This window comes from Fodinibius salipaludis (genome assembly GCF_002287075.1).
In the GTDB taxonomy this organism is placed as follows: Bacteria; Bacteroidota; Rhodothermia; order Balneolales; family Balneolaceae; genus Fodinibius; species Fodinibius salipaludis.
In genome coordinates, this window is record NZ_NSKE01000002.1 from 311,328 (window position 1) to 323,152 (window position 11,825).

General features: G+C 42.5%; 10 protein-coding genes. 4 read left to right on the top strand and 6 right to left on the bottom strand.

Annotation, left to right across the window (positions count from 1 at the left end):
• Positions 1–191: 191 nt before the first annotated feature.
• The 3 genes from CK503_RS03850 to CK503_RS03860 form a co-directional block, all read right to left on the bottom strand.
• Positions 192–1,430 carry an aminotransferase class I/II-fold pyridoxal phosphate-dependent enzyme gene (locus tag CK503_RS03850; RefSeq protein ID WP_095605466.1) on the bottom strand — a complete coding sequence of 413 codons (1,239 nt, stop codon included), beginning with the start codon at positions 1,428–1,430 and terminating at the stop codon, positions 192–194.
• 215 nt (positions 1,431–1,645) lie between these two features.
• On the bottom strand, positions 1,646–3,088 hold the full coding sequence (locus tag CK503_RS03855; protein ID WP_095605467.1) for a pyridoxal phosphate-dependent decarboxylase family protein: 1,443 nt from the start codon (positions 3,086–3,088) through the stop codon (positions 1,646–1,648).
• A 101-nt stretch (positions 3,089–3,189) separates the two neighbouring features.
• A complete protein-coding gene (locus tag CK503_RS03860) occupies positions 3,190–3,852 on the bottom strand; it encodes a CPBP family glutamic-type intramembrane protease (RefSeq protein ID WP_095605468.1) in 663 nt (220 codons plus the stop codon).
• Between the two features lie 118 nt (positions 3,853–3,970).
• Between CK503_RS03860 and uvrA the strand changes: the two genes are divergently transcribed.
• A complete protein-coding gene (gene uvrA, locus CK503_RS03865; RefSeq protein ID WP_095605469.1) occupies positions 3,971–6,781 on the top strand; it encodes an excinuclease ABC subunit UvrA in 2,811 nt (936 codons plus the stop codon).
• A 2-nt stretch (positions 6,782–6,783) separates the two neighbouring features.
• Here the strand turns inward: uvrA and CK503_RS03870 are convergent, their stop codons facing one another.
• Positions 6,784–7,797 (bottom strand): glycoside hydrolase family 43 protein, encoded by a 1,014-nt coding sequence (locus tag CK503_RS03870; RefSeq protein WP_217988325.1) that lies wholly within the window; start codon positions 7,795–7,797, stop codon positions 6,784–6,786.
• 241 nt (positions 7,798–8,038) lie between these two features.
• Between CK503_RS03870 and CK503_RS03875 the strand changes: the two genes are divergently transcribed.
• A complete protein-coding gene (locus CK503_RS03875) occupies positions 8,039–8,617 on the top strand; it encodes a porin family protein (protein ID WP_095605470.1) in 579 nt (192 codons plus the stop codon).
• A gap of 45 nt (positions 8,618–8,662) precedes the next feature.
• Here CK503_RS03875 and CK503_RS03880 read toward each other — a convergent pair whose 3' ends face one another.
• Entirely contained in the window at positions 8,663–8,911 is a 249-nt protein-coding gene (locus CK503_RS03880) for a hypothetical protein (protein WP_095605471.1), read from the bottom strand.
• A gap of 237 nt (positions 8,912–9,148) precedes the next feature.
• On the opposite strand from CK503_RS03880, the gene CK503_RS03885 reads away from it, so the two are divergent.
• Both CK503_RS03885 and CK503_RS03890 read left to right on the top strand, forming a co-directional pair.
• Positions 9,149–10,705: a hypothetical protein gene (locus CK503_RS03885; protein ID WP_095605472.1), complete on the top strand. Its 1,557-nt coding sequence runs from the start codon at positions 9,149–9,151 to the stop codon at positions 10,703–10,705.
• A 72-nt stretch (positions 10,706–10,777) separates the two neighbouring features.
• Positions 10,778–11,539 (top strand): ABC transporter ATP-binding protein, encoded by a 762-nt coding sequence (locus CK503_RS03890; protein ID WP_095605473.1) that lies wholly within the window; start codon positions 10,778–10,780, stop codon positions 11,537–11,539.
• A 79-nt stretch (positions 11,540–11,618) separates the two neighbouring features.
• On the opposite strand, the gene CK503_RS16390 is transcribed toward CK503_RS03890, so the two are convergent.
• The gene (locus CK503_RS16390; protein ID WP_141239880.1) at positions 11,619–11,795 is read right to left on the bottom strand and encodes a GIY-YIG nuclease family protein; all 177 of its coding nucleotides are present in this window, start codon (positions 11,793–11,795) and stop codon (positions 11,619–11,621) included.
• Positions 11,796–11,825 lie beyond the last annotated feature (30 nt).

Consider the following 11,825-nt stretch of genomic DNA (forward strand, 5'->3'; position numbering starts at 1 on the left):
TTATTGCGGAACTAAAAGTATGGAGAAACAAACTTTATAGAAATATCATCAAGTATCTCTGAAAAAGTTTATTGGTATACCTATGAACTAATAATAACCAAGTTACCTCTCCTTAATAGCTTCTCGCAATAAAAAAAGCCCCGCTGAATGATCAGCGAGGCTTCTAATAAAATTCGACTCTGCTTAAATAATTAAGCAGTCATTCTCTGTTTCTGCTTTTCTGCCTCAGCAAACACCACATCTTTTATCGCCTCAAATCCTTTGAGCGTTTTTTCGATGTGCTCTTTAGTATGAGCCGCAGTCGGTATCAGACGAATCAGCACCGTTCCTTTGGGTACTACCGGATACGCAACACCGCTTACAAAAATGCCGTGCTCTTCACGCATTTTACGCATTATAAGCTGACACAGATCAGTACTTCCTTTTGTTAAGACAGGTGTTACCGGACATTCTGCAGGCAATACGTTATAGCCCATATCCCGGAGTCCATCACGAAGCATATTCGTATTTTCCCACAGCTTTTCTCTCCACTGGGGATTGTTACGAATCATTTCCAACCGCTTGCGCGCCGACTTAACAATCGGCATCGGTACTGACTTCGCAAAAATTTGGCTGCGGACATTCGCTTTCAGGAATTCTACTACACGCTCATCAGTAGCTACAAAAGCACCAATCAAAGCAAAAGCCTTGGCAAAAGTACCAAAATAAAGGTCAATCCCATCGTGGCAATCCAGATGTGTTCCCGTTCCGGATCCATCTTCTCCCATCGTTCCTACGCCATGTGCGTCATCAACAAGCAAGCGAAAAGGGTATTCTTCTTTGAGAGCAATCATCTCATTCAAAATGCCCAGATCACCGGTCATTCCAAAAGCACCCTCTGTTACAACCAGAACAGCCCCATCATCCTTTTTCTTACGATGCGCACGCTCCAACTGTGTTTTAAAACTTTCAACATCGTTGTGCTTGAACACATACTTTTCAGCCATCGCAAGCTGCTTTCCATCAACAATACAAGCGTGGCTCAGCTCATCATAGATAAGAACATCGTTGCGATCTACCAGTGCATGAATAACGCTCATAATTCCCTGGTAGCCGTAATTCAGCAGAAAAGCATCATCCTTGTGAACAAAATCGGCCAATTCTTCTTCCAATTTTTCATGCTCAGTAGAATTCCCCGTCATCAGGCGGGCCCCCATGGGACTACTTAAACTGTAATCCTTGGCAATTTGGGCATCATATTCTTTTATCTCTTCATTGCTCCCAATACCCAAATAATCATTAATACTCCAGACAATTACATCATCACCATTAAACTTCATTTCGGGCCCCAACGGACCTTCAAGTTTAGGGTACGTATAATATCCGTATCCTTCTGATGTAAATTCCCCTAACGGGCTTGGTCTGGACTCAAGCTTATCAAATAAATCCATAAACTAATTTGTACTAATTGTTGGTTATATGTAGATGATTGTTCTGCTAATAAACAAAAAAAGTGCCTGTAAAAACATTTAAAAAAGGTAATGAAAATAACCTGCATGTCAAAAACAAACCCCCTCCAAACAGCCCACTATAACATACTGATATTACTATACTTATGGATAACATAAACTCATCTTATTAAATTTCTGCTATTTGTCGCTTCCTTTTAAACCCTATCTCGGCCCAACTTACCACCAATTTCCAAAACAACTTTTTCCAGAAGTTCTATATCCTCCTTCTTGGTGCGGGGGTTGATAAAACAAACCCGAAGTGCTGTTTTTCCTTTTATTTTTGTCCCCGTTAGAAAAACTCTTCCATCCGACTCAATTTCCTGAATAATATTATCATTCAACCTATTTAGCGTTGACTCCTCCATCCCACCGGGATTGTAGCGAAAACAAACAATCGATAACGGAACCGGGGCCATAAGCTCCAGCTTCTTATTTGAACCCACGAGTTCTGATAGATATCTTGCCTTATCCATATCAGAAGCTATTTCATCACGCAAACGGGTAGCACCATACGCCTTAATCGTCATCCAAACCTTTAGAGCCTTGAATTCTTTCGTAAGCGGTAGGTTGTATTCCATCAAATCGGTACGGCCGCCATTTTGCTCATCAGATTTCAAGTAGTCGGGAATAGTGCTGAACGTTTTTCGTAGATGATCGGGATTTTTAACCAGTACACCGCCGGCCTCAAAAGGTACATATAACCACTTATGGGGATTAACAACCACTGAATCTGCTTTTCCAATACCAGAAAACATTGAGCTCACTCCCTCAACCTTTGCAGCCGGACCTCCATACGCTGCATCAATGTGGTACCACAAATCGTAACGCTGACAAATATCAGCGACTGCATTCAAATCATCCACGGCGCCCGTATTGGTGGTACCTGCTACGGAAATGGCACAAATAGGATGAAGTCCCGCATTTTTATCATTCCTAATTTGCTCTTCCAGCTGATCGACATCAATACAGAAATCATCGTCAACCGGAATCTTACGCAAATATTTCTTGCCCAATCCCAGCATATCCATGGCCTTGTCAAAGCTTGAATGTCCCTCCTCCGAAACATATACCGTCATTGGTCGGGAGCCATAGATCCCCTCATCCGAAATATCAACCGGCGCTTTTATCTTACGCGCCACGGCCAGGCAATTAAAATTAGCCACCGATCCCCCGCTGAGCAACACCCCGGCACTGCTCGTCGGGTAGCCGATAAACTCAGCCACCCATCGCATTACCAATCTCTCCAGCTCAGTACTAACCGGAGACGAATGCCACTTTAGATTATTCTGATTAAGCGATGCCTTAATCATCTCTGCCAGCACCGCAACCTGATTGCCTCCACCTGTGATATATCCGAAATAACGGGGACCGGCGCTATTTGTAATGGTGCTCAACACCTTTTCACCGACTTCATCCAGCAGAGAACCAATATTCTTCGGATCCTCGGGTAGCGATTCATTCAAAAGCTCCTGCACCTCACTGGGGCTTTTCCCGGCAAAAACCTTCGATTCTCCATGTTCTTGGTAGTGAGATGCAATCAGCTTGCCGGCTTCATCAATCCAACGTTTAAATTGTTTAGGAGATACATCGAGACTCATTTTCTTACTATTTTACATTAATAAATTTGATATGACGTAGCCGAATATAGTCCTCTTCTACAGAAACTCCACAACTGATACTTCGATCTTTAAAAATGATATCAGAATCCCTCAAAAAAGTACTCTCCTAAGCCCAGCGTGAAAATCAGCCATCCGTACAGAATATGTTCTACCGTAACCCAAAAAAGGGATTGCGTTCTTTTATAGGTCATTCCAAATAGTATACCGCCACCAAAGCTGAGCCCTATTGCCATCCAGTTTCCATATACCAAGTGCAAAAAAGAAAATGCCAATGCACTAAACAAAACATCACTGTTCTTGAAGTAGAAGAAATCTTTGTATCGGTGGAAAAAGAATGTGCGATAGATAATCTCTTGTGGCAGCGCCGAAAAAACTGGATATAATACCATCACAAGCATCCATATCCATGGATCTTCAATGGGGAAAGCGAGTAAATTTACAGGATCTAATATCCACGCTAATCCAAATAATCCCGGAGCAATAATCAGCAGACGAAGCAATATGGTTTTACTGGCCTGATCAGCCTCAGACCTTCGAAAGAGTCCTTTTCCAAACATGGAATCCCGCCAAAGCACATAGCCACAGTACACCGCAACCAATCCAAGTAACACCAACTTGGGCAATGGACTTATTCCCACATATTCCGCCCCGGGCAATCCTATAAAAATTATTATCCCCTCTAATAAAAGAAGCCCAGATCCTGAATAAGTAGAACCCTTCTTATCACTATCACCGGTCATCATAAGCGAACGTATTTGTATTAAGGCATGTTTATATTGATTCGTCCATATGGATTAAAACCTCACTTTTTGTCATAAAATTTGTACCTTTACCCGTTTATAAAAACGCAAAAATAACTGAATGTCTCAGACCGAAACGATCTCCGATAAAGATCAATCACAAACCGACGAAGATCGCCCCATTATTGTCAAAGGGGCTCGCGTTCACAACCTTAAAGAAATAGATGTTGAAATTCCCCGAAACAAGATGACGGTGATTACCGGCGTCAGCGGATCGGGAAAATCGAGCCTGGCTTTTGATACTATCTATGCCGAGGGACAACGCCGCTATGTCGAAAGCCTCTCCAGTTACGCACGGCAATTCCTGGAGCGCATGGATAAGCCGGATGTAGACTTTATGCAAGGCATTTCTCCGGCCATGGCCATTCAGCAGAAAACCGCTTCTTCGAATCCCCGTTCTACAGTCGGGACCACTACCGAAATTTACGACTATATGCGGCTACTTTATGCCCGTATTGGTCGCACGATCTCTCCAAAATCCGGCAAGGAGGTCCATAAAGACAGTACCAAAACAGTTATTGAAGAACTGCATCATCAGTTTGATGAAGATACAAAATTTTATGTGCTGTTTTCTATTCCCGAGCACGAAGAAAAGGGGTTGGAAGATGAACTTCGCGTGTTAAAAGAAAAAGGGTATCCACGGCTACTGCATATTGAAGATGAAAGCATTTTGGATCTCACAACCGATGACGTAGATCCCGATAATATTGATGCGGATAATTATCGTGTTTTGGTCGATCGTCTCATTTTAAAAGATGATGAGGATACGCGAACTCGTATTGCCGGGTCACTTGAAACAGCCTTTCAGGAAGGCAGCGGACGCTGCTCGGTAAAAATACGCGATGGCAAAGAGCTGAATTTCAGCGAGCGGTTTGAACGTGACGGTATGGAGTTCACTGAACCTAAACCACAGATGTTTTCGTTTAATAATCCGTTTGGTGCCTGCGATAAATGTGAGGGATTCGGCAAGGTTTCGGGTATTGACGAGAACCTGGTTATTCCTGATCCCGAAGAAACTATTCGTAATGGAGCCATTGCTCCCTACAGCGGTGAAAAATTCAGCCGACACCTGCGTGATCTTATTAAAGTTTCGGCACGATACAGCCTGCCTATTGATACCCCTTACCAAGAACTTGATGATGAAGTCAAAGAAATTATCTGGGAGGGGAAAGACGAATATATCGGGATTCGTCCATTTTTTGATGAGGTCAAAAGCCAATCCTATAAAGTACATATGCGCGTATTCTATTCGCGCTATCGCGGATACAGCCGTTGTCCCGATTGTAAGGGATATCGCGTGCGAAAAGACGCCCTTTATGTAAAAGTGAACGAAAAGCATATCGGCGAAGTCGCAGAAATGACTATCGGGCATGCCAGAGACTTTTTCGAAAACCTGGAGCTAACAGAATTTGAAAAGGAAGTAGCCGAACAGGTGCTTTTTGAAATTCGCAAGCGACTTAAATATCTCGATGAGGTTGGACTTAGCTATCTAACACTCAACCGACTGGCGAAAACCCTAAGTGGCGGCGAGTCTCAGCGTATCAGCCTGGCAAACTCACTGGGCAGTTCGCTAATTGGCAGCCTCTATGTACTGGATGAGCCCACTATTGGATTACATCCCCGCGACAATGATCGCTTGATCAATATTTTAAAATCGCTACGAGATATCGGAAATACCGTACTGGTCGTAGAACACGATCCCGAGATGATAAAAGCGGCCGATAATATTATTGATATTGGTCCCTTTGCCGGCGTACACGGCGGAGAAGTAGTGTACAGCGGATCGTATAATAATCTACTGGAAGCCAATACATTAACCGGTAAATATATAAGCGGGCGAAAAGAGATCCCGGTGCCTGAAAAACGTCGCAAGGGCAGCGGAAAAGTTATCAAACTTGAAGGAGCGATGGAACACAACCTCAAAAGTCTCGATGTAGAATTCCCGCTCGAAAAACTGATCTGTGTCACCGGTGTCAGCGGATCGGGAAAATCGACCCTGGTACACGATACCCTCTATGCAGCTATTCAAAATCAGATGGGAACGTATAAAGACGAAATAGGTCATCATCGCAAAATTACCGGTACCAACTATATTGATTCGGTAGAGATGGTTGATCAGTCTCCCATAGGCCGATCTTCACGATCCAATCCTGCTACGTATACTAAAGCATTTGACGGTATTCGCGATCTATTTTCTAATACGCGCCAATCAAAAATCATGGGCTACGAACCGGGGCATTTCTCGTTTAACGTTCCCGGAGGACGATGTGAAGCCTGCCAAGGCGAAGGCATCCAAAAAATTGAGATGCAGTTTATGGCCGATATCGAGCTGACCTGTGAGGAATGCGGTGGCAAGCGCTATCGCAAGGACGTGCTACAGGTTAAATACCGCGGCAAGAATATCCACGACGTACTTAACATGTCTGTTTCTGAGGCCATCGAATTTTTTGTGGATGAGGATCGCATCACCAATAAACTACAGACACTTGAAGACGTGGGACTCGGCTACCTCAAGCTCGGTCAAAGTGCTCCGACGCTTTCCGGTGGTGAAGCACAGCGCGTGAAGCTGGCCAAGTTTCTCAGCAAATCAGCCGGTGACAGTACGCTCTACTTCTTTGATGAACCTACGACGGGGCTCCATTATGAAGATATTGCCAAACTGCTCGATTCCTTCAACGAGCTTGTCAATAACGGTCACACGGTCATTATCATCGAACACAATTTGGATGTAATCAAGTCTGCCGATCATATCATTGATATTGGCCCGGAAGGAGGTTTTGCAGGCGGAAAAGTGGTGGCAACCGGTACCCCCGAAGAAATTACTGAAGCCGAAGAAAGCTATACTGGCAAATACCTTAGCGAAGTCCTTTAACTTTATTCAACAGCACCCACGCCTTCGGTCGTCATTTGTACTTTTTGCAAGGTTCCGTCAGCATTATAATGCAGGGAGTCTACTGAAACCGAACGACGGTAACTACCACCCTCTGTTGGAATAGCACCAGTATGGTAAAAGAAATACGATTGCCCTTTGTAATCAATAATAGCTTGGTGATTGGTATTCGTATTTCCTGCCACCTCATTTAGTATCCCCTTAAAGTAATATGGGCCTTCAATATTATCGCTCATCGCATAAGCGGTCTTTTCGGGAAATTTATATGCATACGAAAGGTAGTAATAACCGTTTTTCTTGTGGATCCACGGTCCCTCCGTAAAGTGCGGTAAATCAATCGTTTTGATCTCGCCTTCTAACTCAATCATGTTCTCTTTCAGCTTCGAGTAATACAACTGTGTATTGCCCCAAAACATATAGGCCTGACCATCGCTGTCTACAAAAACAGTGGGATCAATATCATCCCAGGTAATATCTACATCGGTAGTCATATCATTAGTCACCAATGCCGAGCCACGCGCATCCTTAAACGGTCCGGTAGGACTATCAGAAACCCCCACACCAATCGCCTTGGCCTCATTTTCTGCGTGCGTTACCGTGGTATACCAGTAGAATTTTCCATCGTGATGGATGACTTCTGCTGCCCACGCATCGCCCGATGCCCATTCAAAATCTTTTGCGCAAAGCGGCACGTCATACTCCTGCCAGTTTACCAAGTCTGTGGAAGAATACACCAGCCATTCACGAAGATCATAAAATCCGTGTCCCGGCTCGGCCTGATCATGTCCCACATAAAGAAATACCGTATCCTTATAAACAATAGCTGCAGGATCGGCCGTGTATTTTTCAGTAATAATGGGATTACCCGGTTCCGGAACGGGCTCATCTGTAAGTACTTCCTCAGTTGATTCTTGCGTAGAGCATGAAAAGACTAATAAGGCCGCAACAAACACTCCCATAAATCCAAAAACGAATTTTCGACGATCGCATATACCCATAACATTGTAGCTTGAAGTAGCAGAAATAGTTAAGTGTTAAATATACAATTATTTTTGGATGCTTCTACTTTTCTAAAAAGAAACCAGCGATGATAAGGTATAACTTACCGTTTTCGAACCTTTGACTTTACAAAAGGATGATTAAAATAACAGGGGGAGGAACAAATGCTTGCTAATTCAATTTAAAGTTGTTCTAACAATTATATTGCTAAACTCAACTTATCTATAAAGAGGTGACGCTATGAAAAAACTATTTCTTCCTTTTATTATTTGTGGATTAATAAGCTTGGCTGTTGCACCCAAAGCATCGGCCCAGGCTGATTTTGGATTGCGCGCAGGTATTAATTTTGCCAACGTTAATGATAGACCAGACAACTTTGACCCCGATTCCCGAACCGGATTGATGGTAGGTGGATATCTCAATTTCAAAGTGCCAATGAGCCCCATATCCATACAACCGGAGGCGATTTATTCACAAAAGGGATTTAAAATTGGAAATGGTACTGCAGAAGTGGACTATTTGGAAATCCCCGTTTTGGCAAAATTTAGCTTTGCTCCTGGCCCTGTTCAGCCGCACGTTTATTTTGGACCCTATGCCGGATTTGTACTTAACAGTGAGGTCTCAGGTAACAACCTCAGCGTAGATATTGATAATACACAAACAGATTTTGGTGGTATAGTAGGAGCAGGAGCTGACCTTAATGCCGGAGTTGCAAAACTAAATTTGGGCGTCCGCTATGGATTTGGCTTCACTAATATGTTCGAAAACGGTGACGTCAAAAATGGAGTGTTTTCGGTTGTTGCAGGAATCAGTTTATAATTACTACATAGCCGAGTAATAACCAGAAACTAATAACCGCAATGACTATTCCCCTGCCGGCACAATTTGTCCGGTTGGGGTTATCTTTTCGCGTGGCCCCGGCTCCTCTTGAGGAAACTTGTCAATAGACACATTGGGGTCCCGATCATCCGGCACATAGTGGACATGCGAACCGTGTGACACAGCCGTATACGGCTTGGGATTGAAATATCCGAGCGAATCTGCCAGCGCTAACGAGGCCAATACAACTACCACAACAATAAAAATATACTTGAGCGTATTTTTTGAGGTCATATCGTCATCCTTCTGAATTATAAACAGCTTGCAAAAAGTTCTGCCAAACCTGCGGTGTCATCCTCAATTTTGTTTAGAATCTATATTTAGAAGACTATAATCAAACTTTTAGATTCTGAAACGAGTTCAAAATGACATATAGCGTGTTTTGCAAAGCATTATAAAGATAATATTGTCAGCTTGATTCCCGAAATGCTATTTTGAACATTAAAGAACTCCTGAATTTAGTGATGGATCATGCTGCGTAAGCTTATATATCTCAATTGGTCTGCGTTTTTAAACAGACTCACAAACTTCCAGACCTTTCTGGTAGTGGGGTATATTATTTTCCTGCTGTTTCTCTTTTCCAATCTTATCGGTTCGGCGCTGGTCATTGTGCTGTTTGATCAAAATCCTATTGTCGCCAATCGGCTGCCTTGGATTACTACCGAAATTCATCAACTCATCACCCTTATTTTTGCCAACGTTCTGTGGATTCTCCATTTCTCTTTTACCAGCACACGCCTGTTGAACATGGAAGAGAATCGAAAACTATTGGCCTACGGTTACCCGATAAAAAAACTGAGCTGGTACCTCAACCTAATGGGCTTCTTCCACCCACTAAACGTGATCTATAATTTCACCTGGCTGGTCTTTTTGCTGATGCAAATCCAAAACCTGATGTATATTCCGGTTGTGATTGCCGTAGTACTGCTAAATTATGCCGCTATATATTCGATTAAACACCGGTTTCTCAAAATTGTTGAAAAGCGTTTTAAGATCATCGTCTTTAGTGCGCTATTTCTCATTTTTGGAACCATACAGGCCATCGCCATCATTTCTCGTCAGTTCGAGCAAATTGTAGCAACTTACTTGCCAAGCATAGAAATCATCAATGGTTACCTGTTTTATACCCCTGGCGGACTGCTGCAATACACCGCAACCGGAACTTATAATTTAGCCGCGGCATCGGCCATTTACGGATTCTGCGCACTACTGATTTTCATGATCTTTAGAGATCACATTTTCAAAACCCGGGAAGGCCTGCAACAACCGGTTCGGGAACGAAAAATTTTCAAGCGTAATAAGCACTGGTATTATCTCAAAAAATGGCTTGGGCTCAACGCCGGTAAATTCTACTATTATGTATTTTCTCATTCTTACAACCGTCTGCAGTTATTAACTATCGCCCTTATTCCTGCCGTGTATATTCCCCTTCTGCTACAGTTGGGCAACAGTTATTACAGTGCTCTGCTCATTCCTACGATGTTGGCAGCTATCCCCGTTGCATTGCTCGCCATGGGCATGGCCAACATGTTTGGCTATGAAAACAAAGAGTTCCTGCTCCATAAACAATTCCCTGTACCCTTTGAAAAACAGCTTAAAGAACGGTTCTTGGGGATTATCGTTATACCCTTACTTATATTTTATCTAATTACAACCGCCGAGATCATCTACTTGCCACAACTGGGATCAGTTATTGAAATTTATGTTGCCAATACTTTTTTCTTTGTTTGCTTTACACTCGTATTTCTTTGGGCATCATTTTATTACTACAAAAAAGTCAACTACTCTTCCTTTAACTTCAAGCATCCCATAATTTCCCAGAAGGTCACTTTTATGATGATGTTCCTTATTTTTGGACTCGGCTATGCCGTTTTTGCACCAGTGGGAGAATTCCAGATTTATCGACTTTGGGTAATGGGAGCATTAATTATAGCTATCGGAATTTACCTTTGGCGTGACATGGACCTGTTAGTGCGTGCCTTTGATAAACATATTTTACACCGCGTTTGGATTGAAGCCGGCCAGTAACACTATAAAGAGTTTCAGATTCTATTTATTTCGATGATATTAAAGAACCGATGCTAATAACCCCCGTTTAAAATGGAAGAAGCAATTCAAATAGAAGGACTCCAAAAGTCATATGGCAATACTGCCGTATTGCAAAATTTTGAACTGGCTGTTCCGAGGGGTAACATTTTTGGCCTTATTGGCCCCAATGGTGCCGGTAAAAGTACGCTCATCGGCATTTTAACAGGTTTGCTCGATTATGATGAGGGGGAAATCATCATTAATGGACGCGAACTTAACGAGCAAAATGAGCTTATGATTAAACGAGAAGTGGCTTCGGTACTTCAGCCGCCACTACTTTTCGAGCACTTTACCAGCCATGACTTCCTGCACTATATCTGTGATATCTATGAAACTGATCCTGAAACACGACAGCAAAAAATGGATTCTCTGCTGGAATATTTAGGGCTTACTGAATTTGAACACGCTAAAATCAACAAACTATCTGCCGGAAGCCGTAAAAAACTGTCCTTCTGTGCGGCTATTCTTAGTGACCCTAAAATCTTATTTTTGGATGAGCCTTTTGAAAGCATTGATGTGATTTCAATTGGACGGATGAAAACCATCCTCAACCGTCTGCAGCAAAACGGGGTTACCATTATTATTACCAGCCATATTCTGGAGATCGTTGAAAACCTTTGCGACGATATTGCGATCCTCCATAATCAAAAAATTATTGCCTACCTCGATTCAGAAACGCGGAAGGAACTTCAAAAAGATGCCAGTCTTAGTGAAATTTTTGAGAATTATGTGCAGGTCGAGCAACCAAAAAATGACGTATTAAAGTGGTTGTAGTACTTAGCTTCTGTTAGATCCTGAAACAAGTTCAGGATGACACACTTTCTAAATTACATGATCTACTCCCATAAATCTTTCAGTTCTGGATTTGACCTTTTATCAAATTAAATTTCCACAACCGATGCCAATTCTTTAACTGCTTTTCTCTTTGTATTGCTTTATTAATGTTCGGATACTCCTCAAAATACAATAATACTTTCAAGTTGAAGTTGGCTGTGAATTTTGAACCATTCTCATATTTGTTATCAAGTATTCCCTTCTCTAATTCACTGGTAACACCATA